Annotated in this window: 18 protein-coding genes and 1 tRNA gene; 15 read left to right on the forward strand and 4 right to left on the reverse strand. The window is 61.2% G+C overall.

Features of this window, described 5'->3' with window-relative positions; translation table 11 throughout:
* Positions 1-630 precede the first annotated feature (630 nt).
* The 11 genes from glgA to J3P76_RS13755 all read left to right on the forward strand — a co-directional run bounded on the left by glgA (position 631) and on the right by J3P76_RS13755 (position 19121).
* Positions 631-2202, forward strand: coding sequence for a glycogen synthase GlgA (gene glgA / locus J3P76_RS13705; RefSeq protein WP_420766807.1), 1572 nt, complete (start codon positions 631-633; stop codon positions 2200-2202).
* Between the two features lie 8 nt (positions 2203-2210).
* Positions 2211-4013 (forward strand): malto-oligosyltrehalose trehalohydrolase, encoded by a 1803-nt coding sequence (gene treZ / locus J3P76_RS13710; protein WP_434700850.1) that lies wholly within the window; start codon positions 2211-2213, stop codon positions 4011-4013.
* Positions 4010-6088, forward strand: coding sequence for a 4-alpha-glucanotransferase (gene malQ / locus J3P76_RS13715; protein WP_434700851.1), 2079 nt, complete (start codon positions 4010-4012; stop codon positions 6086-6088). Before treZ ends, malQ begins: the two co-directional genes overlap by 4 nt.
* Positions 6085-8871 (forward strand): malto-oligosyltrehalose synthase, encoded by a 2787-nt coding sequence (locus J3P76_RS13720; RefSeq protein WP_434674922.1) that lies wholly within the window; start codon positions 6085-6087, stop codon positions 8869-8871. The genes malQ and J3P76_RS13720 overlap by 4 nt, the downstream gene beginning before the upstream one ends.
* 20 nt (positions 8872-8891) lie before the next feature.
* Positions 8892-9248 carry a DUF2934 domain-containing protein gene (locus J3P76_RS13725; RefSeq protein WP_420766803.1) on the forward strand — a complete coding sequence of 119 codons (357 nt, stop codon included), beginning with the start codon at positions 8892-8894 and terminating at the stop codon, positions 9246-9248.
* Positions 9249-9394: 146 nt separating this feature from the next.
* A complete protein-coding gene (gene glgX, locus J3P76_RS13730) occupies positions 9395-11554 on the forward strand; it encodes a glycogen debranching protein GlgX (protein WP_420766802.1) in 2160 nt (719 codons plus the stop codon).
* A 246-nt stretch (positions 11555-11800) separates the two neighbouring features.
* On the forward strand, positions 11801-12565 hold the full coding sequence (locus J3P76_RS13735; protein ID WP_434700852.1) for a PIG-L deacetylase family protein: 765 nt from the start codon (positions 11801-11803) through the stop codon (positions 12563-12565).
* Positions 12566-12755: 190 nt separating this feature from the next.
* The gene (locus J3P76_RS13740) at positions 12756-13556 is read left to right on the forward strand and encodes an endonuclease/exonuclease/phosphatase family protein (protein ID WP_420766800.1); all 801 of its coding nucleotides are present in this window, start codon (positions 12756-12758) and stop codon (positions 13554-13556) included.
* A 168-nt stretch (positions 13557-13724) separates the two neighbouring features.
* Positions 13725-16145, forward strand: a complete 2421-nt coding sequence (locus J3P76_RS13745; RefSeq protein WP_434674924.1) for an autotransporter outer membrane beta-barrel domain-containing protein — start codon at positions 13725-13727, stop codon at positions 16143-16145.
* A 292-nt stretch (positions 16146-16437) separates the two neighbouring features.
* A complete protein-coding gene (locus J3P76_RS13750; RefSeq protein WP_420766798.1) occupies positions 16438-17340 on the forward strand; it encodes an autotransporter domain-containing protein in 903 nt (300 codons plus the stop codon).
* Between the two features lie 155 nt (positions 17341-17495).
* Entirely contained in the window at positions 17496-19121 is a 1626-nt protein-coding gene (locus J3P76_RS13755; protein ID WP_420766797.1) for an NADP-dependent glyceraldehyde-3-phosphate dehydrogenase, read from the forward strand.
* A 13-nt stretch (positions 19122-19134) separates the two neighbouring features.
* On the opposite strand, the gene J3P76_RS13760 is transcribed toward J3P76_RS13755, so the two are convergent.
* A complete protein-coding gene (locus J3P76_RS13760; protein ID WP_434700853.1) occupies positions 19135-20028 on the reverse strand; it encodes a DMT family transporter in 894 nt (297 codons plus the stop codon).
* Positions 20029-20161: 133 nt separating this feature from the next.
* Between J3P76_RS13760 and J3P76_RS13765 the strand changes: the two genes are divergently transcribed.
* Positions 20162-20599: an Lrp/AsnC family transcriptional regulator gene (locus J3P76_RS13765; RefSeq protein ID WP_420766795.1), complete on the forward strand. Its 438-nt coding sequence runs from the start codon at positions 20162-20164 to the stop codon at positions 20597-20599.
* Positions 20600-20713: 114 nt separating this feature from the next.
* On the opposite strand, the gene J3P76_RS13770 is transcribed toward J3P76_RS13765, so the two are convergent.
* Positions 20714-21385 (reverse strand): Bax inhibitor-1/YccA family protein, encoded by a 672-nt coding sequence (locus tag J3P76_RS13770; RefSeq protein WP_039588756.1) that lies wholly within the window; start codon positions 21383-21385, stop codon positions 20714-20716.
* Positions 21386-21509: 124 nt separating this feature from the next.
* Here J3P76_RS13770 and J3P76_RS13775 point away from each other — a divergent pair.
* The 3 genes from J3P76_RS13775 to J3P76_RS13785 all read left to right on the forward strand — a co-directional run bounded on the left by J3P76_RS13775 (position 21510) and on the right by J3P76_RS13785 (position 24623).
* Positions 21510-21597, forward strand: a tRNA-Ser gene (locus tag J3P76_RS13775).
* A 122-nt stretch (positions 21598-21719) separates the two neighbouring features.
* Positions 21720-22574, forward strand: a complete 855-nt coding sequence (locus J3P76_RS13780; protein WP_420766794.1) for a prohibitin family protein — start codon at positions 21720-21722, stop codon at positions 22572-22574.
* 255 nt (positions 22575-22829) lie between these two features.
* On the forward strand, positions 22830-24623 hold the full coding sequence (locus tag J3P76_RS13785; protein ID WP_434700854.1) for a DAHL domain-containing protein: 1794 nt from the start codon (positions 22830-22832) through the stop codon (positions 24621-24623).
* Between the two features lie 57 nt (positions 24624-24680).
* Here the strand turns inward: J3P76_RS13785 and J3P76_RS13790 are convergent, their stop codons facing one another.
* A complete protein-coding gene (locus J3P76_RS13790; protein ID WP_420766792.1) occupies positions 24681-24872 on the reverse strand; it encodes a DUF2188 domain-containing protein in 192 nt (63 codons plus the stop codon).
* 102 nt (positions 24873-24974) lie between these two features.
* Positions 24975-25874, reverse strand: coding sequence for a polysaccharide deacetylase family protein (locus J3P76_RS13795; RefSeq protein WP_434611204.1), 900 nt, complete (start codon positions 25872-25874; stop codon positions 24975-24977).
* Positions 25875-25974: the final 100 nt, after the last annotated feature.

The following is a 25974-nucleotide window of genomic DNA, read 5'->3' on the forward strand; positions in this document are numbered from 1 at the left end:
CCCTGTGGGAGCGAGCCGTTTCCGGGCGGCGTGCCGACGAAGACGGTGTGTCAGTTAGAGGAGATGTCGTCTGACCTGGCGCTTTCGCGAGCAGGCTCCCTCCCACCCAGCTCAAACCATGAAGCATCTGCACCCTGCTTGAAAGCCATCAAAACGCCTCCATCCTGCCCGCCCCTTTATGGTGCGATGCGCTGTTGAACCGCGCACGCGATTGAACCAGCGCCTTTCCCTACAACACGAATGTTTCAAAGAGGCTGCATTTCGTCGGCTCGTATTCCCCTTCGTCGTGTAAGACATTGCCGACAATAAATGTGATTGTCCGACAATTCGACGAAGCGAACCGCACCGCTCTAGCTTCTGACCTAGACTGCCGGTCCGGGCGCAAAACCGACCGGTCATCAGGACGAAAAAAAGTCGAAACTTTTCACAACGGCGAAAGGTCAGGTTAGAGGAAGGGCAACAACGGCTGGAGCATTCCTTGCAACGGCCCCCTCACCTGATTCGCTTCGCCGCATTGGGCAGCGCTTTGCTCTCCTTGCGTAGCGCTCGTGCGCCTGGCCGCAGGATTCGGCCAATGTAACAACAGCTCTGGCGCTTGCCGGAAACAGATCGAGAACATAGGAGTTATTTATGATCAGTGCTGCCTTGGAACCACAGCAAGTCCGCTCTCAACTACCGCCGGCGGCAGAATCGCCGACGGCACCGGTGCTGGCCACCGGAGGCAAGGCACTGCTCCCTGTCGTTCGACAGAATCCAAATCGCAAGAAAATTCTGTTCGTGACGTCCGAAATCGCCGACCTGGTGAAGACCGGCGGGCTGGGTGACGTTTCTTCCGCCCTGCCCCGGGCGATGGCCGGTCTGCACGATGTGCGGATACTGATCCCTGGGTACCCGCAAGTCATGAACAGCGGCAATCCTATCCATATCATCGGCGAACTGGGCGGCCATGCCGCACTTCCGCCCTGCAAGATCGGCCGCATGGACATGGCCGACGGTCTGGTGATCTACGTACTGATCTGTCCCGAACTCTATGCCCGTGAAGGTTCTCCCTACGGCGCCAACAATGGCCGCGACTGGCCCGACAACCACATCCGCTTTGCCCGCCTGGGCCTCGCCGCGGCAGACATCGCCGCCAACCTGGCGCAAATCCACTGGTGCCCCGACCTGGTCCACGCACACGACTGGCCAGCCGGGCTGGCGCCTGCCTATATGCACTGGCGCGGTCAACGCACCCCCACCCTGTTCACCATCCACAACCTGGCGTACCAGGGCGTGGTCAGCCTCGCGTCCTGCCCTGAGTTGGGTATTCCCGAGCACGCGCTGCAACAGGAAGGCATGGAGTTCTACGGCAAGCTGTCGTTCCTGAAGGCCGGCATGGCCTATTCCAGCCACATCACCACCGTGAGCGCCACCTACGCCCAGGAGATCACCACACCGGCGTTCGGCTGTGGACTCGATGGGTTCCTTGCCTCCAAGACTCAACAAGGCTTGCTCAGTGGCATCCCCAACGGCATCGATGAAAGCTGGGACTCGGCCACCGATACCCACCTGCAGCGCCAGTTTTCCATAGGCGACTGGGATGGCAAGGCAGCCAACGCCGCGCATGTACGCGACCTGTTCGGCCTGGATGATTCCACCGGCCCACTGTTCGCCGTGGTATCGCGTCTGGTGTATCAGAAAGGCCTGGACCTGACCGAAGCCGTTTCCGAATTCATCGTCGAGTCCGGCGGGCAGATCGCGATCATCGGCCGCGGCGAGCCGGAAGAAGAACAAGCCATGCGTGAACTGGCCCTGCGCTTCCCAGGCCGGATCGGCGTGCGCATCGGCTTCAACGAAACCGACGCTCGGCGGATGTTCGCCGGCAGCGACTTCCTGTTGATGCCGTCCCGCTACGAGCCCTGCGGCTTGAGCCAGATGTATGCGCAACGCTTTGGGTCGCTGCCCGTAGCCCGGAATACCGGCGGGCTTGCCGACACGATCGAGGACGGAGTCACCGGGTTCTTGTTCAACGAATCCACCGTCGACAGTTACAAAGAGGCGCTGACCCGTGCGTTCAAGGTGTACGAGTTCCCCGAACTGCTTAATGCGATGCGCTGCCGGGCGATGTCCGCGCCGTTCAACTGGAGCAAGGCTGTGGAACCCTACGCCGAACTTTACGAACAACTGGTCGCTAAATCATTAGGAAAATCTGCCAGACAATGAGGTAACCGATGCCGTCAAGGACGCCTGAAACCTGGACCCACGGCGCGGTCCTGCTTGATCCAGAGCACACCCGTTTCGCCCTGTGGGCCCCTGATGCCCTTTATGTCAGTGTCGAACTCGACACTGGAGAATCCATACCGATGCTGCCCCAGGCCAACGGCTGGCACATGATCCAGGCCCGTTGCCCCTCCGGCACTCGCTACCGCTACAACATCGATGGTGAACTGCAAGTGCCTGACCCGGCTTCCAGGTCCCAGGATGGCGATATTGACCGCCACAGCGTGGTGGTCGACCCCCACGCTTATCAATGGCGGCACACCGGTTGGCGCGGACGCCCCTGGTACGATGCCGTCATCTATGAGCTACACGTCGGCGCCCTGGGCGGTTTCGAAGGTGTCGAGCAACAGCTGGCGCGCCTGGCCGGGCTTGGCGTCACGGCCATTGAACTGATGCCGCTCTCGCAGTTCCCCGGAGACCGCAACTGGGGCTACGACGGCGTGCTGCCGTACGCGCCCCAGGCTTCTTACGGTACGCCGGACCAGCTCAAGCACTTGATCGACAGCGCCCATGGCCATGGAATCGCAGTCATTCTGGACGTGGTCTACAACCACTTCGGCCCCGACGGCAACTACCTGCACCGCTACGCCAAGGGCTTCTTTCGCGAAGACAAGCACACACCATGGGGCGCGGCGATTGATTTCCGGCGCCGCGAGGTCCGTGACTTCTTCATCGACAACGCGCTGATGTGGCTGTCGGAGTACCGTTTCGACGGCCTGCGCCTGGACGCGGTTCACGCCATCGAAGACCCCGACTTCCTTCAGGAACTGGCCGCCAGGGTGCGTCAGCAGGTGGACCCGACACGGTATGTCTGGCTGACCGTCGAGAACGAACACAACCAGGCCAGCCTTCTGGAACAAGGCTACGACGCCCAGTGGAACGATGACGGACACAACGCGCTGCACGTGCTGCTGACGGGCGAGACCGACGCTTACTACGCCGACTATGCCGAGCAACCGACGGAAAAACTCGCCCGCTGCCTGAGCCAGGGCTTCGTGTTCCAGGGCCATACCAACCGCCATGGCGAATCCCGCGGGGAGCCCAGCGGTCACTTGCCGCCCAGCGCGTTCGTGCTGTTCCTGCAGAATCACGACCAGATCGGCAACCGCGCCCTCGGTGAACGTCTGCATCAACTGGCGCCGCCGCAAGCCCTGCAAGCCGCGACTGCCCTATTGCTTTTGTCGCCGATGATTCCGCTGATGTTCATGGGCGATGAGGTCGTCGCTGAACAACCGTTCCTGTTTTTCACCAGCCACCACGGCGAACTGGCCGAGCTGGTGCGTGAAGGCCGCCGCAACGAGTTCAAGGCCTTCAGCGCCTTTGCCGATCCGCAGAAGCGTGAACGGATCCCCGACCCGAACGCGGCCAGTACGTTCGACGCCTCAAGGCCCAACCTGGAGGCGCACCAGCCAGAGCAACTGGCCAGTGAAGCTCTTTATCGCCTACTGCTGAAAATCCGTCGGGAGGAAATCGTTCCGCGCCTGCCCGCCGCCCATCCCTTGGGCGCCGACGTATTGGGTCACGGCGCCGTCAGCGCACGCTGGCAAATGGGCGATGGCAGCGTGTTGCGCATCGACCTGAATCTTAGCGACAAGCCTGTCAACCACAGCGCCCCGCAAGATGCGCAGATTCTTTTCGAACATCCACCGCAGGCCATGGGTCTGTTGCAACAGGGGGTACTCACGCCCTACAGCGCGCTGGTCAGTCTGACGCAAGCGGCAACCTTGCCCACCCTTACTGGAGAGCGCCTATGAGTGATGCGCAATTGGAAATCCTCGCTGGCCGGGCAGGCCTGGCGGTGGACTGGATCGACGCCAACGGCCGGGCCCAGAAAGTATCGCCGGCGGTCCTGCGTTCGGTCCTCACCGGCCTGGGCCATCCCGCCGGTAGCGCGCAGGAAATCGACGCCAGCCTGTTGCAATTGCAAGAGGACCAACAGAACCACCGCCTGCCACCGCTGATCACGGCGGACGTCGGCGTCAATGTCGACCTGAGCCGTTATTTCGAGCCCGGCACGCCTTGCGAAATCCAACTCGAGGACGGCGCGACGATGAGCTCAAAGCTCGATGCCGACGCCGCTCTCCCCGGGATCGTCCCGGTGGGGTATCAGCACGTGAGCATCCAGGGCCAACATTTCACCCTGGCGGTGGCGCCGGCCCGTTGCTACAGCGTGGCCGATGCCGTGGATGATCCAACGCCTCGGGCCTGGGGTTTGAGCGCACAGCTTTATTCGCTACGACGCCCGGGTGATGGCGGCTTCGGCGACACCCAGGCCCTCGAAGAGCTGGCGCGGGTGGCGGGCGAACGCGGCGCCGATGCCCTGGCGATCAGCCCGATGCATGCGATGTTCAGCAGCGATACCGGCCGCTACAGCCCTTACTCGCCTTCCAGCCGGTTGTTTCTCAACAGCCTGTATGCCGCGCCGGGCACCATCCTGGGCGAGCGTGCGCTGCGCACGGCGATCGACGCCAGCGGCCTGACCAACCAATTGCGCAGCCTTGAAGAGCAGCCGCTCATCGACTGGCCGGTTGCTGCCCAAGCCAAGCAACGGGTGCTTCGCGCCCTGTATGACGGCTTCAGACAGGGCGAGCACCCCTTGCACGAAGACTTCAGCAGCTTCCGCCATAGCAGTGGAGAAGCCTTGGAGAATCACTGCCGCTTCGAAGCCCTCCAGGCCGAACGCGCGGCTCGCGGCGAAAGCCTCGACTGGCGCCAGTGGCCCGAAAAATGGCGGGACCCGCGCAGCCCGGCAATCGCTCGTTTCGCCGAAGAAAACGCTGACGAAATCGGCTTCTACGCTTTTTGCCAATGGTTGATCGCCCGCTGCCTGGAGCGTGCCCAGAGCGCCGCCAAATCCAGCGGCATGAGCATCGGCCTGATCGCCGACCTCGCGGTGGGTGCCGACGGCGCCGGCAGCCAGGCCTGGAGCCGGCAGGACGAATTGCTCGCGTCCCTTACGGTGGGCGCGCCCCCCGACATCCTCAATCGCTCGGGCCAGGGTTGGGGCATCTCCGCGTTCTCCCCCGAGGGCCTGGTTCGCAATGGTTTTCGCGCCTTCATCGAGATGCTGCGGGCCAATTTCGCCCACGCGGGTGGCTTGCGCATCGACCACATCATGGGATTGCAACGGCTATGGGTGATCCCCAACGATGCCCCGCCCACCGACGGTGCCTATCTCTACTACCCCATCGACGACCTGTTGCGGCTATTGGCCCTGGAGTCCCATCGTCACCAGGCCATCGTCCTGGGCGAGGACCTGGGTACGGTGCCCGACGGCCTGCGTGAAAAACTGGCGGCGCGCTCGATCCTCGGCATGCGCGTGTTGTTGTTCGAACAGGACAACACGCACTTCAAGCCCATTCTCGATTGGCCCGACGACGCCCTGGCGACCACCAGCACCCATGACCTGCCCACTCTCAACGGCTGGTGGCACGGCCACGACATCGACTGGAATGCCCGGCTGGAGCTGATCGATTCCCACACCGAAATGGATTGGCGCAAACATCGCCAGCGTGAACGCAAAGGGTTGCGCAACGCCCTGAACCAGGACCCGCAGAACTTCCGCGAGGAACACCGCGAAACCGACCAGGTGCTGGACGCCAGCGTGCGCTTTCTCGGGCATACCCGAGCGCCGTTGGTACTGCTGCCGTTGGAAGATGCCCTGGGCATCGACGAGCAGGCCAACCTCCCCGGCACCACCGACACCCACCCTAACTGGCGGCGGCGCCTGGCTCTGGAGAGCGGAGCGCTGCTGGACGACCCGGACGCCGCACGGCGTCTGGAAATACTCGCCTGCGCGAGGCTTCAGGCGAACGAGCGTGACCGATGAACGATAAAATGACTCCATCCCTGCGGGCCACCTTACGCCTGCAATTTCACAAGGGCTTCACCCTCGACGACGCCATACCGCAAGTGCCTTACTTCGCGTCGCTGGGTATAAGCCATATCTATGCCTCTCCGCTGCTCAAGGCGCGGGCCGGATCCATGCATGGCTACGATGTGGTCGACCCGACCCAGGTCAACCCCGAGCTGGGGGGTGAAGCCGCGCTCAAGCGCCTGGTCGCCACCCTGCGCGAACATCGGATGGGGCTGATCCTCGACATCGTGTCCAACCACATGGCCGTCGGCGGCAATGACAATCCGTGGTGGCTGGACCTGCTGGAATGGGGACGGCTGAGCCCCTATGGCGAATTTTTCGACATCCAATGGCATTCCCCCGACCCGTTGATGGAAGGCCAACTGCTCCTGCCCTTCCTGGGCAGCGACTACGGCGTGGCCCTGCAAGAAGGCACGCTGAAACTGCGCTTCGACGCCACGCAAGGCAGCTTTTATGTCGAGCATTATGAGCATCGCTTCCCTGTCTGCCCCATGCAGTACGGTGAGTTGCTAAAGCCTTCGGACGACCTGGCAGCCGAGCAGATCGAGTCGCTCAAGGGCCTGGCCGAGCGCTTTACCACGCTGAACTACCAGACCGATGCCCACTCCCTCGCCCGTCCCTTGCAACAGGAACTGCGAGACCTGGCAGCGGAGCCCGCGATACTCGACGCCATCCAGGTCACCCTGAGCGGCTACGACTCCACGCAGCCGGAAGGTTTCGAACGCCTGCATCGGCTGCTGGAACGTCAGAGCTACCGTCTCGCCAGTTGGCGTACGGCGGCGGACGATATCAATTGGCGGCGCTTTTTCGATGTCAACGAACTGGGCGGCCTACGGGTCGAGCGGCCGGCGGTATTCGAAGCGACCCACGCGAAAATCTTCGAGCTGATTGCCGAAGGATTGGTGGACGGGCTGCGGATCGATCACATTGACGGCCTGGCCGATCCTCGGGGCTACTGCCGCAAGCTGCGCCGGCGCGTCGACTCGCTGTCCCCGTCACGGCATCTGCCGATTTTCGTGGAGAAAATCCTTGGCGATGGCGAAACCCTGCGCCGGGATTGGAACGTTGACGGCAGCACCGGTTACGAATTCATGAACCAGATTTCGTTGCTGCAACACAACCCGGCCGGCGCCGAGCCCCTCGCTGAATTCTGGAGCCGCCACAGTGAACGGCCAGCGCATTTTATCGAAGAGGCGCGCCTGGCCCGCCAGCAGATTCTCAATGGATCCCTGGCCGGGGACTTCGAAAGCGTGGCCCAAGCCCTGTTGCAGGTGGCGCGGGATGACGTGATGACTCGCGACCTGACCCTGGGTGCCATTCGACGGGCATTGCAGGAACTGATCGTGCATTTCCCGGTGTACCGCACCTATATCACCCCGCTGGGTCGCTCCGCCGAAGATGAGGTGTTTTTCCAGAAGGCCCTGGAAGGCGCCCGGCAAACCCTCAGCGAAGCCGATTGGCCGGTGCTTGACTGCCTGGCCGACTGGCTCGGTGGCATGCCTTGGCGCGGGCGGCCTCGGGGCAGCGAGCGCAAACGGCTGCGCCACGCTTGCGTGCGCTTCCAGCAACTGACTTCGCCGGCCGCCGCCAAGGCTGTCGAAGACACTGCGCTGTATCGTTCGGCGGTGCTGCTGTCGCGCAATGACGTGGGCTACAACACCGAACGGTTCAGCGCCCCGGCTCAGGAGTTCCACGGGGCCTGCTTCGAGCGGTTGGAGCATTTCCCAGACAACCTGGTGACCACCGCCACCCACGACCACAAACGAGGGGAAGACACTCGAGCACGGCTGGCGGTGATCAGCGAACGCCCCGATTGGTACACCGCGTGCGTGGAGCAATGGCGCATCCTCGCCCCGTCGCTGCACAGCGACCCGGCCGCCCCTTCGGCCGGTGACGAGTTGATTCTTTACCAGGCCCTGCTCGGAAGTTGGCCGCTGGACCTTGACTTGCAGGACCCCAAGGCCTTGGCCAGCTATGCCGAACGCTTGTGGCAATGGCAGCGCAAGGCGTTGCGCGAAGCCAAGCTGCAAAGCAGTTGGGCCGCCGTCAACGACTCTTATGAGCAGGCAACGCAGATGTTCCTGGAGCGGTTGCTGCTGTGCGATGAGGGCTTGCCTCTGCGCTGCGCCATCGCCGAAGCCGTGCAGGCCATCGCTCCAGCGGGCGGCCTCAACAGCCTGGCGCAAACCTTGCTGCGCATGACCGTCCCCGGCGTACCGGATCTGTACCAGGGCAACGAGTTCTGGGACTTCAGCCTGGTGGATCCGGACAACCGTCGCCCAGTGGATTTCGAGGCCCGCCGTGAGGCGATGCAGGCCGACAGCGCCCCCGTGGCGCTTGTGCGTGATTGGCGCGACGGGCGTGTCAAGCAGGCACTGATCGCGCGGACGCTGGCCTTGCGGTCCGAGTATCCGCAACTGTTCCGCCAGGGCAGCTACGAGCCGTTGCCGGTACAGGGTGAGCATGCCGAGCACGTATTGGCCTTCGTGCGCCAACACCAGCAGCAACGGGCGATCGTCGTGGTGCCGATTCACACGGCGCGCCTGCTGGAAAACAGTGCCCTGCCCCAGGTCGCTGCATCGGACTGGGGCGACACGCGCATCTCGCTACCGTTTGCCACCGAGGGAGCAAAACTGAGGGGACTTTTTGCAAGCGCAGCAGTCACACCCCAAAGGGAGCTGATGGTCAGCGCCGCACTGGGGGATTTCCCGGTCAATGTCTTTATTGAATCTTGAGTCAAGTCAGGAGCACTGCGATGAGTACCGACGATAAACGCATTCGTGAATTCGCCTATCAGATCTGGGAGTCGGAAGGTAAGCCTGCCGGGCAAGAAGAGCGCCATTGGGAAATGGCACGCAAGCTGGCGGAGGCCGAAGCCCTGGCGCCAAGCAAACCACCGAAAGCACCGAGCAAATCCGCGGCCAGCAAGACTGACGGCACCAAGCCGGCTGCTGCCGCCAAGGCCACCGTCGCCAAGGCCGCCGCCAAGAGCACCGCGCCCAAGGCCAAGCCCGCGACCAAGCCTTCGGCAGCCACCGCGGCAATGGTCCCGCCCGCCGACAAGGCTAGCGCTAAAAAGCCACGCGCCACGCGCAAGCCCCCGGCGGTCTGAATCCGCGGACTCATCGTTCCCAAGCCAGTGCTTCTTTCAACGAAGAGGCCTGCTTGTGGCGTGCAGACTTGTCTTCTCGCCACAAGCGCAAAGCACGCAGCCCTGCGTGCAGCGCACCACCGTATCTGTCTTTTGCAGGAGCAACTATGACCCGTCCGAAAAATACCACGCCGCCGCCCGTTATCGAGGCTTCGCGGATACGTGAAGGGCTGCCGTTTCCACTCGGCGCGACCTGGGATGGCCTGGGGGTCAATTTCGCGTTGTTCTCGGCCAACGCCACCAAGGTCGAACTGTGCATCTTCGACGACACAGGCGAGGTGGAACTCGAGCGTATCGAACTGCCGGAATACACCGATGAGATCTACCACGGCTATCTACCGGACGCACATCCGGGGCTGATTTATGGCTACCGCGTCTACGGTCCGTACGACCCCGAGAACGGCCACCGCTTCAACCCCAACAAGCTGCTCATCGACCCCTACGCCAAGCAACTGGTGGGCGAGCTGAAATGGTCGGAAGCCCTGTTCGGCTACACCATTGGCCATCCCGATGGCGATCTCAGTTTCGATGAGCGTGACAGCGCGCCATTCGTACCCAAGTCCAAGGTCATCGACCCGGCCCATACCTGGGGCCGCGATCATCGGGTCAGCGTGCCGTGGGACAAGACCATCTTGTATGAAACCCACGTGCGCGGCATCTCCATGCGCCATCCCTCGGTGCCGGAGAACCTGCGTGGTACGTTCGCTGGCCTGATGGTCGACGATGTCCTGGAACACATTCGCAAGCTGGGCGTGTCGTCTGTGGAATTGCTGCCCATCCACGCGTTCGTCAACGACCAGCACCTGCTGCAAAAGGGCATGACCAACTACTGGGGCTACAACAGCATCGCCTTCTTTGCCCCGGATCCGCGCTACCTCGCCAGCGGCAAGATTGCCGAGTTCAAGGAAATGGTCGCGCACATGCACGAGGCCAATCTGGAGGTCATCCTCGATGTGGTCTACAACCACACCGCCGAGGGCAATGAACAGGGGCCGACGTTGTCCATGCGAGGCATCGACAACGCGTCGTACTACCGGCTGATGCCCGACGACAAGCGCTACTACATCAACGATTCGGGCACCGGCAATACACTGGACCTGAGTCATCCCTGCGTGCTGCAAATGGTCACCGACTCGTTGCGCTACTGGGCCACGGAAATGCACGTGGACGGCTTCCGCTTCGACCTGGCGACCATTCTGGGCCGGTATCACGACGGCTTCGACGAACGCCACAGTTTCCTCGTCGCCTGTCGCCAGGACCCGGTGCTGCGCCAGGTAAAAATGATCGCCGAGCCCTGGGACTGCGGCCCCGGCGGCTATCAGGTCGGACGCTTCCCGCCAGGTTGGGTCGAGTGGAATGACAAATTCCGCGACACCGTGCGCGCCTTCTGGAAAGGCGACGATGGCCAACTGGCCGACTTCGCCAGCCGCATGACCGCCTCGGGCGAGATGTTCAACCAGCGTGGCCGACGGCCATACGCCTCGGTCAACTTCGTCACGGCCCACGACGGCTTCACGTTGCACGATCTGGTCTCCTACAACGACAAGCACAACGAAGCCAACGACGAGAACAACCAGGACGGCAGCAACAACAACCTGTCCTGGAACCATGGCGTCGAAGGCCCGACGGATGATCCCGAGATCAATGAGCTGCGTCATCGGCAGATGCGCAACTTCTTCGCCACCCTGCTCCTGGCCCAAGGCACACCAATGATTGTCGCTGGCGACGAGTTCGCCCGAACCCAGCACGGCAACAACAATGCCTACTGCCAGGACAGCGAAATCGGCTGGGTCAACTGGGACCTGAGCGCTGATGGCCAGGCGTTGCTGAAGTTCGTCAAGCGCTTGATCAAACTGCGCATGTCCTACCCGATCCTGCGACGCGGTCGATTCCTGGTCGGCAATTACAACGAGGACATCGGCGTAAAGGATGTGACCTGGCTGGCCCCCGACGCAAGCGAGATGACCGTCGAACAATGGCAGGATGGTCAAGGCCGTTGCCTCGGCATGTTGATGGACGGCCGCGCACAGGAGACCGGCATCCGCCGCAAGGGCGGCGACGCGACATTGTTGCTGGTGGTCAACGCGCACCACGACATCGTCAACTTCCGCCTGCCAGAGGTGCCCGAAGGGAGTTTCTGGACCTGCATGGTGGACACCAACCAACCCGCGGTGCGTGGCCAGGAGCGTTTCGATTTCGATTTCGAATATTCCGTGACCGGGCGCTCACTGCTGCTGTTCGAGCTTCAACGCGAAGAAGAGGAATAAGGGACCTTCCCCGAGTCGGCTGGCGCAAGGACGCGCCCTGCTGCACGCGCAACACAGTTCGAACAAAAAAAACCGGTTCAGATACACATTCTGACGCGACGAATCCGCTGGCATGGTCAATACTTCGCCTGCGGTCGATTCCAGGACTCGGAACATCGCGAATCACAGTCATCGCTCCCAAGGGGCGACATTGGGCGGCTGGCCCGATGCGTGACTGAACGATTGGACACGACAAGGACGTATCTCATGAAACCTGCCTCTCGGTTGCAAGGCCGGCATCACTCGCAAATCTGGAACAGCGCGCCGCAACTGGCCGATATTCCGATCATCAGCACCCAGACACTCATACCTGCGGGCGCCCGCGCGGTCATCCTTGCCCCGCACCCTGGCGACGAAGTCGGCGCCTGCGGTGGGTTGCTCCAGTTGTTGAGCAACCTGGGCCAACCGATGTTGCTGATCTCGGTCACCGACGGCAGCCTGAGCCATCCGGGCTCGCCACTGTGGTCCGATGAGCGGCTGCGCACGTTTCGCCCGCATCCCCAGGAGAGCGTGGACGCCCTGCATCGCCTGGGCGTGCCTTCCAATGGCCTGCAGTGGGTGCGCGGAGGGTTCCCGGAAAAGGGCCTCGCCGAACATGAAGCCCAACTGACCGCGTTCATCGGCCATTACCTCAAACCTGGCGACGTGGTGTTCAGCACTTGGCGCCTGGACGGCGACAGCGACCACGACACGGTCGGCCGCGCTGGAGCCTTGGCCGCTGAAACCGTCGGAGCGGTGTTCAACGAACTGCCCGTATGGGCCTGGCACTGGCCGGTTCGTGAGCAGAACAGGATCCCCTGGCATCGGGCGCGCAAATTACGGCTGGACGTGTGGACCACCGCCCGCAAGCGTCACGCCATGCACGCCTATGCCAGCCAGCTCGGCAGCGAGCCCACCAACGGCATCGCACCGCTGGTGCCGAGGGTCATTCTCGATCGCATGGGCATGCCGTACGAAATTGTATTTATCTGACCCCAGCCCTGTGGGAGCGAGCTTGCTCGCGATAGCGGCCCAGCCAACATCTCGTCAAGCTGACCTACTGCTATCGCGAGCAGGCTCGCCCCCACATTTTTCGGCCTTGAAGTTTTGTCCGGCAAGAATTCCGGAACTGCCGCAGTCGCCATGAGTCGCATGAACAGAGACGTCTGACTCAGGAGTGAACGTGACTCGCGATCCCCACTGGCGGGTCGAAGAATCAGTGCCGCTGGACGCACCCGCGGCGATTCATCGACTGCGTGTTCTCACGGTGAATACCCATAAAGGCTTTACAGCCCTCAATCGTCGTTTCATTTTGCCGGAGCTGCGCGAAGCGGTGCGCGCCACAGGTGCCGACCTGGTTTTCCTTCAGGAGGTGCTTGGTGAACATGATCGACATGCCCTGCGCTACGACAACTGGCCCCAGACCTCGCAATACGAATTTCTCGCCGACAGCATGTGGAGCGACTTCGCCTACGGCCGGAACGCGGTGTACCCCGACGGACATCACGGCAACGCGCTGCTTTCCAAATACCCGATCCGCCAGTTCCGCAACCTCGACGTGTCAATCACCGGTCCCGAACGGCGCGGGTTGCTGCATTGTGTGCTGGACGTGCCGGGCCATGCCGAAGTCCACGGGATCTGCGTGCATCTGAGCCTGCTGGAAAGCCATCGCCAATTGCAGCTCAAGCTGCTCTGCAAATTGCTTGACTCTCTTCCCGAGGACGCTCCGGTGATCATCGCCGGGGATTTCAACGACTGGCAATTGCGCGGCAACACCACGCTTGCCCGTCGCCAGTACCTGCACGAGGCCTTTGAACACCATCACGGGCGTCCTGCCCGGACCTACCCCGCCCGCTTCCCCCTGCTACGCCTGGACCGCATTTACCTGCGCAACGCCACCAGCCACGCCCCGCAGATCCTCGGCAACAAGCCCTGGACGCACTTGAGCGATCACCTGCCGTTGGCGGTGGAAGTGCATCTGTAGCCCCTGATTCGGGTAAACCGACCTGTAAGATCTGACAGTAGCGACGCCTTTGATTCGTTGCTAGCGTGCCTTTCCATACAGCGAGCGTTGCCGGGTCCTGTGTGCCATCTGTCGTGCAACCCATGCTGAAACAGGCATGCCATGGATGCCCATGCAGAGGGATAGCACATGATTCGGCGCGATCGGCATATCAATCGTCTGTTCAACGCCTTGTGGGTAGCGGCTCCGTTCCTGCTTCCTGCCTCATCAGCGATGGCGGCTTGCACATTGTCACCCACGGCAGGCGACGACACTTACGTGTGCGACAGTGGCACGAGTGCAACCGGGCTTACGGATCTGTCGGGCAACAACAACCTGACGGTCTCAGGCAGTGGCCTCGTTCAGGGTGACGTCGTGTTCGATGCCGGAACCGACCGCATCGAAATCAACGCCAACGGTGTCATCGATGGCGACGTCGAGCAAGGCTCGCAAGCCGACGCGTTTGAAATGAATGGCGGCCGGATTCTATCGATCTCCCAAGGCGATGGCCTCGATACGTTCCTGATGACTGGCGGCACCATCGTCGACGCGTTCGAAGATGGCGACATCGCCCAGATGACCGGCGGCACCATCGGCAGGGTCGACATGAAGCTCGATGACAACGTCTTCGACATGTCAGGTGGGGAAATCATCGGCAACCTCGTCACTGGCTTCGGCAGGGACACCATCATCCTGTCCGAAGGACGCATCGGCGGTAATGTCAGCGTCAGCGGTGGCAACGACAACGTGACCGTCAGTGGCGGGGAAATCGGCGGCGAGGTCCGGACCAGTGCCGGCGACGATCGATTCCAATGGAGCGGCGGCACCATCCGCTCAGCCATCCTGATGGGCGACGGCATCGACACCGCTCTGTTGCAGAACCTCACCGAGGCGGGACTCGCCCCCACGCCCAGCCTGGACGGAGGCTTGGGCCAGGACAACCTGACCTTCGAGGGCAGCACGTCCAGTACCGGAGCCCGCTATGACAACTGGGAAACCGTCAGCCTGACCCAAGACTCGCGCCTGGACTTGGGCGACACGCTGCTGCTGGGCGACAACGCCACCGGCACGGGTGTGTTCAACATCGACAGCAGCAGCGTATTGACCTCGACCCAAGGCGTCATCGCGCCGTTTACTTCAGGCCAGATGACCACGCTCAACAATGCCGGAGCAATTGATCTCGCCGACGGCAACACCCGCACCAATGACACCCTCACCGTGCAAGGCAATTACGCCGGCAATGGCGGCCAGCTACGCCTGCAAACGGTGCTTGGGGCCGATGATTCGCCCAGTGACAAACTGGTGGTCAACGGTGGCACCCTGACAGGCGGCACCGCCATCACCGTCACGAATCTGGGTGGCGCCGGCGGCCTGACTACCCAGGACGGCATCGAACTGGTCCAGGCCCAGAGCGGAGCCGTCAGTGATAGCAGCGCCTTTTCACTGGCGCAATCCGTCTCGGCCGGTGCATTCGACTATCGCCTGTTCAAGGGCGGCGTGGCCGGCAACGCCAACAACTGGTACCTGCGCTCCACGGTAGTGGCGGGCCCGGTCGCAGCGCCCAGCCCGACGCTGCCGCCGCTGCCGGCCGCCGTGCCGGGCGCTGCGCCGATTCCCTTGTACCGCCCCGAAGTCCCTACCTGGTCAGTACTGCCCCCAGCCGCCGCGCAATTGACGCTGATGGCCCTGGGTACGTTTCACGATCGGCAAGGCGACCAGCGCCTGCTGTCGGAAACCGGCGCGTTCGGCGCGGGTTGGGGCCGGGCCTACGGCAAAGACCTCGATCAAACCTGGGCCGGCACGGTAACGCCCCGGTTCGACGGTTCCATCAAGGGTTTCCAGGTCGGCCATGACTTGTACGCCGCCCCAACGTCCGACGATCGGACCCAGCGTATCGGTTTTTTTGTCGGCCACACCGAACTGAACGGCAACGTTGACGGCTTCAACCTCGGGTTCCAAGGCCGGCGCGCTGGCAAGATCGAGCTCGATGGCGACAGCTATGGCCTTTACTGGACCCTCATCGACCGCTCGGGTGGCTACGTCGATGCGGTGGTCATGGGCACCCGCCTGAATGGCGATAACCGCTCCGAACGTGGCGTCAAAATCGACAATCGCGGGCACGCCTTGACCCTATCGGCGGAGGCCGGCTATCCGTTTGCGGTAGCTCGCGACTGGGTCTTCGAACCCCAGGCCCAGATCATCCATCAGAAGATCAGCCTGGACAGCCAGGACGATGGGATTTCAAAGGTCGAATTCGACTCCGACAGCGCCTGGACTGGCCGCCTAGGCGCCCGGCTCAAGGGCAGCTATCAAGTCAGCGGCTTGCCGGTGGAGCCCTATCTGCGAGCCAATATCTGGCACACCTTTTCCGGCACCGACACGGTGACATTCGACGACACCCAACGGATCGAGACCGAACAACGCGCCTCCACGGCGGACCTGGGCGTTGGCTTGGTCGTGAGCCTGGCGTCTAGCGTCAGCGCCTATGCCGGCGTGGACTACAGCAATAACCTGGACAGCAACCAGCAACGCGGCGTGGCGGGCAATGTGGGCGTGAGAATCAGTTGGTGAGGCGCAGACGACGATGAATTGACGCCTAAATAGGATCGTTTTTATCCGCGTGAAATCATTGGGTTAGCGCTCCATGATTTCACTATGCCATTTGTCGGCCAATTTCTTGACGCAACCGCTTTGGTCTTCTTGAATACAACGTACTACCCCCGGAAACACAGTCAGGGGCAGGCCTCTGGAACCCCGCCATCGCGGGTCGCCAGAGGTTTGCCTCATCCATTCGGTCGCCCCTCATTCGGGGTAGGAGAGACGCCCTAAGCGAGAAATGCATGCGATTGCAAGGCAGACCCCCATGAAAACTTCCCCCCGCCCGCAGGAACTCAAAACCACCCTCTGCACCGTCTCGACCTCCCTGTTGCTGTGTTCGTCGATGCAAGTGCTGGCCGAACTGGAAGACCCTCTCACTGCCCCCTGGTACGACCGAACACCCGCCGACCACCCAACGGGCAACGACCCCGCGTCGGGCAAAAGTCCCGCGCTCTTCACGCTTCGCAACAACAATGGCCATACCCAGCGCGTCGGTTTGATCAGCGGCCAGAGCCGGATCACAGCCAATGGCAGCGCAATGCTGGTCGCGCCGGCTCTCGCCAAGCCGGGCCAGGAGACCCTGAGCCTGGAGGGGCAGAATCTTGGAGCCTACTGGAGCCTGACCGGCCCCGCGGGCTGGCACGTGGACCTGAGTGCCAGCGGGGGGCGGGTCAACGGTTTCAGCTTGAACGAACAGGGTCAGCGTCAAGCCACCGAGGGCAGCGCCGTCACGCTGTCGGTCGAAGGCGGCTTCCCCATCGGCATCAGCGAAAACTGGGTGGTCGAACCCCAGGCGCAGTTGATCAACCAGCGCATCAGCCTTGATACGCCGAACGGCGAAAATGGCGACAGCAGCGAACTGAGCACTTGGAGCGGTCGCGTCGGCGCCCGGCTCAAAGGGGCCTACCAAGTCAACGGCCTGGGCGTCGAGCCGTACGTGCGCACCAACCTGTGGCACACGGTCCAGAGCGCCGACACCGTCACCCTGGACAAAGTCGACAAGATCAGCAGCAGCCGCAAATCTTCGACCGTCGAAGTCGGCCTGGGCCTGGTTGCCCGGGTCACCCCAGTGGTGAGCCTGTATGTCAGCGCCGACTACAGCAGTGACGTCGACGACAACGACCTCAACGGCGTCATCGCCAGCCTGGGCGTGCGGATGCGTTGGTAAACACCGGCTTCATGCATTCAACGCAATGGTGGCAGGGGCGTAGGCAGGACAGCCGCACGCCCTTGCCACTTCGAAATCACCTTCATTAAGGCGTATAACGCTAGAAGCGCCGCAGACTGTCAGCCCATGGCTCATTTCATTGATGGAGTAACGATATGACCACCGCCACCCTGCTCTCCCATTTATTTCCCAGCGCCGCGGATATCCCAGAGGCCTACCGTCTCGGTGATCCCGTCGAACAACGGGAATACCTGGTCGATGGCGTCTTGAGAACCTGGCAAGGACCACTGGCCACCGTGCGCAGCCCGGTTTACCTGGCCGGCCCGAACGGCGATGAACAAGTGATCCTCGGCAGCACGCCGCTGCTGGACGCCGAGACGGCGCTCACCGCGCTTGACGCCGCCGTCCGGGCTTATGATCGCGGCCAAGGCACATGGCCGACGATGCGCGTCGCCGAACGCATCCGCCATGTCGAGAGTTTCCTGGCGCGCATGCGTGAACGACGTGAAGCAGTGGTCAAGCTGCTGATGTGGGAAATCGGCAAAAATCTGAAGGACTCCCAAAAGGAATTCGACCGGACCTGCGACTATATCGTCGACACTATCAACGCCCTCAAGGAGCTGGACCGTCGTTCCAGCCGCTTCGAGCTGGAACAGGACACGCTGGGGCAGATCCGCCGCGTGCCCCTCGGCGTCGCCCTCTGCATGGGCCCGTACAACTATCCGCTGAACGAAACCTTCACCACGCTGATTCCCGCGCTGATCATGGGCAACACCGTGGTCTTCAAGCCGGCCAAGCTCGGCGTGCTGCTGATACGTCCGCTGCTGGAAGCCTTTCGCGACAGCTTTCCTGCGGGCGTCATCAATGTGATCTACGGCAGCGGCCGAGAGACCGTCAGCGCACTGATGGCCAGCGGCAAGATCGACATATTTGCCTTCATCGGCACCAACAAGGCTGCCAGCGACCTCAAGAAACTCCACCCGCGCCCGCATCGCCTGCGCGCCGCCCTGGGGCTGGATGCAAAAAACCCCGGCCTGGTGTTACGCGATGTCGACCTGGACAATGCCGTCAGCGAAGCGCTCACCGGTTCGCTTTCTTTCAATGGGCAGCGGTGCACGGCTCTGAAGATCCTGTTCGTTCATGAAGACGTCGCCCCGGCGTTCATCGAGAAATTCAATGCCAAACTCGCCGCGCTGAAACCCGGCATGCCTTGGGAAGATGGCGTGGCGCTGACGCCACTGCCCGAAGCCGGCAAGGTCGATTATTTGCACGCCCTGGTGGCCGATGCCATCGCCAAGGGTGCGGGGGTGATGAACCAGCACGGTGGCGAATCCCGGGCTTCGTTCTTCTATCCGGCGGTTCTATACCCGGTGAACACAGCGATGCGTGTGTATCACGAAGAACAGTTCGGCCCCGTCGTGCCCATCGTGCCGTACCGTGACCTGAACACCGTGGTCGATTACGTGCTCGAATCCGACTTCGGCCAGCAACTGAGTATCTTCGGCACCCACCCAGCTGAAGTCGGCAAGCTGGTGGACACCTTCGCCAACCAGGTCGGGCGCATCAACATCAACGCCCAGTGCCAACGCGGCCCAGACACCTTCCCTTTCAACGGCCGGAAAAATTCCGCCGAAGGCACATTGTCGGTCCATGATGCGCTACGCACTTTTTCGATCCGTACGCTGGTGGCAACCAAATTCCAGGAGAGCAACAAGGCGCTTATCAGCGACATCATCCGTGAGCGGGATTCGAATTTCCTGACCACCGACTACATTTTCTGAGACCGCTCGCTGGTTACGACAGGGCCGGGCGCCGCCATTTGACGCCCCAGCCCTGTTGCATGCCGGCAGCAGCCAGCAGGATCGCCGCCACCCCCAGCCACTGAAGCGGTTCGAGGCGATGACCGAAGGCGAACCAGTCGACGAAGATCGCCGCGATCGGATAGATAAAGGACAGCGCGCCGGTCACGGCTGTCGGCAACCGCTGGATCGCGCTGTATAGCAGCACGTACATGATACCGGTGTGAATCATGCCGAGGGTCAGCAGGCTGGCCCAGGCCTCGGGTTGCTGCGGCAACGTCGAGAGATTCGCCCATGGCGCCAACAGCAGTATCCCGGTGCTGACCTGGATCAGCGCGATCAAATGGGGTGGCGTGCCGCTGAGCCGCTTGATGATCAACGCCGCAATGGCGTACAGCAAAGCCGCACCCAACGCCAGGGCGATGCCCGCCAGATAGTCCTCGCCACCCTGCCCTTGTTCGCCATGGGCGCTGACGATCGCCAGCATCCCAAGGAACGAAACCGCGAGCCAGAAGAGCTTTTGCGCGGTGATCTTTTCGCCCAGGAACAACGCCGCCAGCCCGACCAGCATGAACGGTTGGACGTTGTAAACCGCCGTACCGATCGCAATCGAAGCGCGGGAATAGGAAGCGAACAGCAATACCCAATTGCCCACGATTGCCCCGCCGCTGAGTACCGCCAGCAGGAACGTTGTGCGCGTCAGCACATCCCGACGCAGGAAACCAAATCCCGCGCAAATCAGCAGCAGCGTGACGGTGCCAAATACGCAACGCCAGAACACCACATCCAGTACGGGCAGGCCCGCCACCAGTACAAACCAACCTATGGTTCCGGAAATCAGCATGGCGGCGGTCATTTCGAGCGAACCGCGGCGTAGGGTCTTGTCCATCTTCAGGCTCCTTCGGTAAGTGGCTACAGTATGCCGAGCCGCCGGGCCGCTTCTCCATGGCCTGAAAAAGGCTAAACTGGTTTTTGACCTTTTTTATAAAGGCCATTTTGACCATTTACCTAACGGAGCCGTTATGACTGACGACATCGACCAAATCCTCATCAAGGCGCTGATGGAAGATTCCCGACGCTCGCTCAAGGCTTTGGCGAACCTGAGCGGCCTGTCGTCCCCCAGCGTTGCCGAACGCCTGCGTAGACTCGAGGAGCGTGGCGTGCTCAGGGGCTATACCGTTGAAGTCGATCCGAAGTGTTTTGGTTATCAACTCCAGGCCATCGTGCGCATTCGCCCATTGCCAGGGCAGTTGCAAGAGGTGGAGCGGCAGATCCAGGCCATTGGCGAGTTCACTGAATGCGACAAGGTGACTGGCGAGGATTGTTTCATCGCGCGGCTGCATGTGCGGTCGATGGAACAGTTGGATGTTTTGTTGGATAAGTTGAATGTTCTTGCAGAAACCAATACGGCTATTGTCAAGAAGACGCCGGTGAAGCGGCGGTTGCCTCCGATGGGGTGAGAGCCGTTGATGGACGCCGACCTGGTGCAAGCCCCAGACAAAAAAAAGGCGCCTTTCCTTCAGGAAAAGCGCCGTTTCTCAAATCAACAGCTCAAGCCGGACACTCCGGCAATATCAGTCATCACGTCCCATCAACCCAAACAGCTGCAGCAAGCTGACAAACAGGTTGTAGATCGACACATACAGGCTGATGGTCGCCATGATGTAGTTACGCTCGCCGCCATGGATGATGGCGCTGGTCTGGTACAGGATGCAGACCGACGAGAACAGCACGAAGCCGGCGCTGATCGCCAGTTGCAGGCCGCTGATCTGGAAGAAGAAGCTAGCCACCACCGCACCCAGCAACACGAAGAAACCGGCGGTGATGAAACCACTCAGGAAGCTCATGTCCTTGCGGGAGATCAGTACGTACGCCGACAGGCCACCGAACACCAACGCGGTCATTGCGAAGGCCGAACTGACCACTTCTGCGCCGCCCTGCATGCCCAGGTAACGGTTGAGGATAGGGCCGAGCAGGAACCCCATGAACCCGGTCAGGGCGAAGGCCGAAACCAGGCCCCAGGCCGAATCGCGGAGCTTGTTGGTAAGGAAAAACAGGCCGTAGAAACCGATCAGCACGACAAAGATGTTCGGGTAACCGACGCGCATCTGTTGTGCGACGAAGGCCATCACACCGCTGAAAGCGAGCGTGAGTGCCAGCAGGCCATAAGTGTTGCGCAGGACGCGGCTAACTTCTAGCTGCTCAGCCTGCACGCTGTTGTTCACTGCGTAATCCTGTTCGCGCATGGCGACACTCCTCCGGTTTTGAAACATTCAGTGGCAAGGATCATAACAGACGCTCTGTAACAAGCTACGTGGAGAGTTTGACAGTGTGTTTCATTCGGGTATTATGGCGCCCGCAACGCAATACGGAGGTGTGGCCGAGTGGTTTAAGGCAACGGTCTTGAAAACCGTCGACTGTAACAGGTCCATGAGTTCGAATCCCATCGCCTCCGCCATCTTCTAACGTTAAAGCCCTGACTTGTCAGGGCTTTTTCGTGTCTGGCGTTTGAAAAAACAGTGACGGTCTTCACAAAGGAAACAGTGCATGCCATCCCCTAGCCTACTCAAGGAAAGTAAAGTGCCCCGTAAAACAATCGGTTCGATCGCTGCTGCAATTGTCGGCGTGGTCCTGTTATGCGTGTTCTTCGGAAGTTGGTACACGGTTGATGAAACCGAGCGCGGCGTGCTCCTGCGCAATGGCGCGCTGGTCGGGGTGGTTGAGCCGGGGCTGTCGTTCAAGACGCCATTTATCGAATCGGTACGCCTGATCAGCACGCAGAGCCAGGTTACCTCCTACGACGACTTGCAGGCCTACAGCAAAGACCAGCAATCGGCCGAGCTCAAAGTGTCGGTGTCGTGGCACATCGCGCCTTCCGACGTGGCGAAGGTCTATACCCAGTTCAAGGATCTGGAAGGCATCCGCGACCGGATGATCAGCCGGCAGGTGCCGACGCAGGTGGAGAATGTGTTCGGCAAGTTCAACGCCGTGGCCGCCGTGCAGAACCGCGTCCAACTGGTCAACGATATCTCCGCTGCGATCAAATCGACGATTACCGGGCCGGTGATCATCGACAGCGTCCAGGTTGAAAACATCGATTTCAGCGATGCCTACGAAAAGGCCATCGAAGCGCGCATGGCCGCCGAGGTCCAGGTCAAGACCCGTGAGCAGCAGCTCGCCACCGAACAGGTCCAGGCGCAGATTCGGGTGACCCAGGCCCAGGCGGAAGCCGATTCGCAAGTGGCCCAGGCCAAGGCCGATGCCCTGGCAACGGAACTGCGTGGCAAGGCTGAAGCCGAGGCGATCAAAGCCCGCGCCCAGGCGCTGGCCAGCAACCAGAACCTGGTGGAGCTGACCAAGGCCGAGCGCTGGAACGGTGAGCTGCCCACCACCATGCTGCCGAACAGCGCGCTGCCTTTTATCGATTTGAAGTAACCTCCCTCGGCGCGGTCGATTCCGGCCGCGCCATTTTCCCGTGCAGCGTCTAGGCAGATACGTCGACGCCGGTGGTTGACGCTACACTTGCTTCACTGATGACCAGACGTTCACCGTTAGCAGGGAGCTCACCGTGTACCCAGGCAAACAAAAAACGCAACTCCCCTCTTGTATCCCATTCTCCGCCCGTCATCCCGATAATTGCTCACACTCGCCAGGTCCGGTTTCGGCATCCGTTCCGCGCAGGAGAAACCTGTGACCATTCTGATCAATAAATACAAGTGGCCCGTCCTGTTGGCCGCGGCGCTTGTTGTCTTTTCCGCATTGATCTTCTTTTTAATAAAATCCTACACATACGACTCAGCGACCTATTTCGAATCACGGGACTTCATTCGCCAACTCAAGCAAGCCGACGCCAACTGGAACGTAAAAATCCTCAGGAAGAAAATCGGCGTCAACAATAACCTGTCACTCACCCCACCACCCGAAGCGCAGACTCGCTGGGAGCAATTGGAGCGTTTGAACAGTTCCGGCCCGCTGGCGGCGCTCTGGGCGTCAAGGCGCCAGGGATACGTGGATGCGGTCAAGAACAAGAATCTGCTGGTGGAGCAGTTCGAGCAGCACAACGCCACCCTGCGGGCGTCCCTGGATGAGTTGCCGACGGTTGAAGACGAAATACAAAACCTGTTGCAGGAGATGAAGGCGAACGGCGAGATCGCGCGCCTGACCGCAGCCTCGAATGTCCTGGACCTGGCGTTGACCACCCTGGAGTTCGCCCTTTACGTCACGGCGGATAAAGAACGGGAAGTGCGGGACCAGTTAAGCGAACTCGAACATCAGATTGACCAACTGCCTGCCCTCTATCGGCCCGCGTTTGTGTCTCTGATACACCACGTCAAGACCATCATCCACGAACAGCCCCAGGTCAACGACCTGCTGGACCGCATCAGCGTCATCCCAGTGGCCCAGGAGCTGGACAGCATCAACGAGCTGTTGAACGAAACGCAGCGCAGGACCGCCGCCACGGACCGTAAGTACCATATATACCTGGCGGTGTGCGCCGGCCTGATGGCGCTTTTGATGATCTATCTGGCCGTACGGCTGGTGCGCAGTTATTCAGTCATCAACCAGATCAACCATGAGCTGCAAACTTCCAATGACAAACTGGAAGAACGCGTCCAGGAACGCACTCGCGAGTTGAAGGAGGCCGAACGGGAGTTGGTGGATGCCGCTCGCATGGCAGGCATGGCCGAGATTGCAACGAACGTGTTGCACAACGTCGGCAATGTCCTCAACAGCGTGAATATTTCCGCGGACCTGGTCACCCGCAAGTTGAAAAACAGCAAGACGCAAGGGTTGGGCAAAGCCGTGAAAATGATGAACGAACATGCCGACGACCTGGGTCATTTCATTACCGAGGACGAAAAAGGCAAGTTGTTGCCCCGCTACTTCAATGAACTGGTGGACTCTGTTGCAGGCGAACAAGCACTGCTCATCGAAGAACTGGCGCAGTTGACCAAAAGCATCGATCACATCAAGGACATCGTCACTACCCAACAAACCTACGCCGGGGCTGCGAGGCTGATCGAGCCGCTGAACGTCGCCGATCTGTTCGAGGATGCCCTGCGCATGAATGCAGGTGCGCTGAGCCGGCATCATGTCACCGTGATCAAGGATTACCAGGACGCTCCCGTGATTCTCGGCGACAAGCACCGGCTGCTGCTGATCCTGATCAACCTGATCAGCAATGCCAAGTTCGCCATGTCCAGCGTTGAGCACCCACGGGAGATGACCCTGGGAATCCGCATCGTCGACCAGACGACGTTATGCGTCAGCGTCAAGGACCGTGGCGAAGGGATTTCCAAGGAAAACCAGGCGAGGATCTTCAATCATGGCTTCACGACCCGCAAGGACGGCCATGGCTTTGGCCTGCACAGTTGCGCCCTGGCGGCAGTCGAAATGAACGGCCGTCTCTTGGCCTACAGTGACGGACCGGGGCACGGTGCCCTGTTTACCCTGGAACTGCCCCTGGAGCTGGCAGCCTCATGACCCGCTTTGACTGCGCGGCTGGCATCCGTGCCTGCGCGCAGTCAACAGAACGCGGCCCTACTTGACGTTCCCGGACGGGGCGTTACGGCGTCTCCTGGCGGGTAATGCGGCGGCGTAGGCCAGCGCTTCCTCCCGTGAGGCGAAGGAACCCAGCCGATCAGCCTGGGTACAGACTCGCCAAGGGCCGCTGTTGACGCTCAGTACGTCATAGCCATTGATGTGCATTTTCGTCAGCATCGCAGTACTCATGGTGATCACCTCCTGCAAAGTACCGAGTTACGCTGCCTACCATACTCCCGGTTCACCCGTCGGTGCCTACCGGGCGTCGCGACAGTTCATCGTCCATGCAATTCAATGGGAGTCCGAATCCCACAGCCAATCCCATAAACCGGGCAGATGCACGGGCTGGGACGTGTCGCGAACCGTGCGAGCCAGCGCCGCTCGTTCCAGGGCGCGGCTGTCGTCGTAGAACGGCTTCGCATCGGTCCTGAGCCCGGTCTCCCTGGCACTGTCCAAAAGGATCTGTAGGTATTCACGGGCGTGGCGGGCGGTATATCGGTTGAGGTCGTGGAAGGTCACGACGACCGGTATCACACCGTCCACTGTGGGCAATTGACCATCCGCGATGCGCTCGCGGACCTCGGAGAGCTGGCGCGTGAGGCTCATCCGCCGTCGTGGGCTCACGGTAATGCCCCAAACCTTGCCATCATTGGCGCTCAAGTCAGTCAGCAATACGTGCATACCGTGTCGTTGATAAGCGGCAAACGTGCGCTTGTCGAAACTCCAGAATGGCGGTCGTACCAGGTTTGGCGATGCGCCTGTGATCACAGCGATATCGTTGGCGCCATTGAACAGGGACTGCTCCAACTCATCCGGATCCAGGAATCGATGATTGGTATGCCAATAGGTAGCCGTGTGGAATCCCAATAGGTGTCCGTTCGCATGCTCGCGATGCATGAGCGAGCGGCCGATTTCGCTGCCACCGGCCCGTGGCGCTCGTGTCTGGACGAAAAAAACCGCCTTGATCCCAGGCTGCACCGGATTACGGTCCAATGCGTCCAGCACGTCGGCGCTCGGATTCCAGAAAGACGATGCGCTAGGCCCATCATCGAATGTCAGCAGGAAACGGATCGGGGCCTGAACGCGCAGGCGTTCCTCGGTTTGCGGGGTCAATTCGATGGGCGGGCCGATGCAGCCCGACAAGTGCAGGGCAAACAGCGCCACGACCAGCGCCCTGGCGAAATTGTTCATGTCTTGCCTTTATTCAGTGCCACGTTACGTCGCCTTTGATCCTTGGCACCGGTGCTTTCAAGCTCACCTTGGAGAAGGTTACCCGGGTTTGGTTCCGCAC

Source organism: Pseudomonas sp. D1-36 (assembly GCF_051132205.1).
In the GTDB taxonomy this organism is placed as follows: Bacteria; Pseudomonadota; Gammaproteobacteria; order Pseudomonadales; family Pseudomonadaceae; genus Aquipseudomonas.

Excerpts from the sequence above, each read along its gene's own strand:
- J3P76_RS13795 (WP_434611204.1), bottom strand. The coding sequence starts at position 25,874 with ATGAACAATTTCGCCAGGGCGCTGGTCGTGGCGCTGTTTGCCCTGCAC.
- treZ (WP_434700850.1), top strand. The coding sequence starts at position 2,211 with ATGCCGTCAAGGACGCCTGAAACCTGGACCCACGGCGCGGTCCTGCTT.
- J3P76_RS13760 (WP_434700853.1), bottom strand. The coding sequence starts at position 20,028 with ATGGACAAGACCCTACGCCGCGGTTCGCTCGAAATGACCGCCGCCATG.
- J3P76_RS13770 (WP_039588756.1), bottom strand. The coding sequence starts at position 21,385 with ATGCGCGAACAGGATTACGCAGTGAACAACAGCGTGCAGGCTGAGCAG.
- J3P76_RS13765 (WP_420766795.1), top strand. The coding sequence starts at position 20,162 with ATGACTGACGACATCGACCAAATCCTCATCAAGGCGCTGATGGAAGAT.
- J3P76_RS13790 (WP_420766792.1), bottom strand. The coding sequence starts at position 24,872 with ATGAGTACTGCGATGCTGACGAAAATGCACATCAATGGCTATGACGTA.
- J3P76_RS13725 (WP_420766803.1), top strand. The coding sequence starts at position 8,892 with ATGAGTACCGACGATAAACGCATTCGTGAATTCGCCTATCAGATCTGG.
- J3P76_RS13745 (WP_434674924.1), top strand. The coding sequence starts at position 13,725 with ATGATTCGGCGCGATCGGCATATCAATCGTCTGTTCAACGCCTTGTGG.
- glgX (WP_420766802.1), top strand. The coding sequence starts at position 9,395 with ATGACCCGTCCGAAAAATACCACGCCGCCGCCCGTTATCGAGGCTTCG.
- malQ (WP_434700851.1), top strand. The coding sequence starts at position 4,010 with ATGAGTGATGCGCAATTGGAAATCCTCGCTGGCCGGGCAGGCCTGGCG.
- J3P76_RS13735 (WP_434700852.1), top strand. The coding sequence starts at position 11,801 with ATGAAACCTGCCTCTCGGTTGCAAGGCCGGCATCACTCGCAAATCTGG.
- J3P76_RS13755 (WP_420766797.1), top strand. The coding sequence starts at position 17,496 with ATGACCACCGCCACCCTGCTCTCCCATTTATTTCCCAGCGCCGCGGAT.
- J3P76_RS13750 (WP_420766798.1), top strand. The coding sequence starts at position 16,438 with ATGAAAACTTCCCCCCGCCCGCAGGAACTCAAAACCACCCTCTGCACC.
- J3P76_RS13720 (WP_434674922.1), top strand. The coding sequence starts at position 6,085 with ATGAACGATAAAATGACTCCATCCCTGCGGGCCACCTTACGCCTGCAA.
- glgA (WP_420766807.1), top strand. The coding sequence starts at position 631 with ATGATCAGTGCTGCCTTGGAACCACAGCAAGTCCGCTCTCAACTACCG.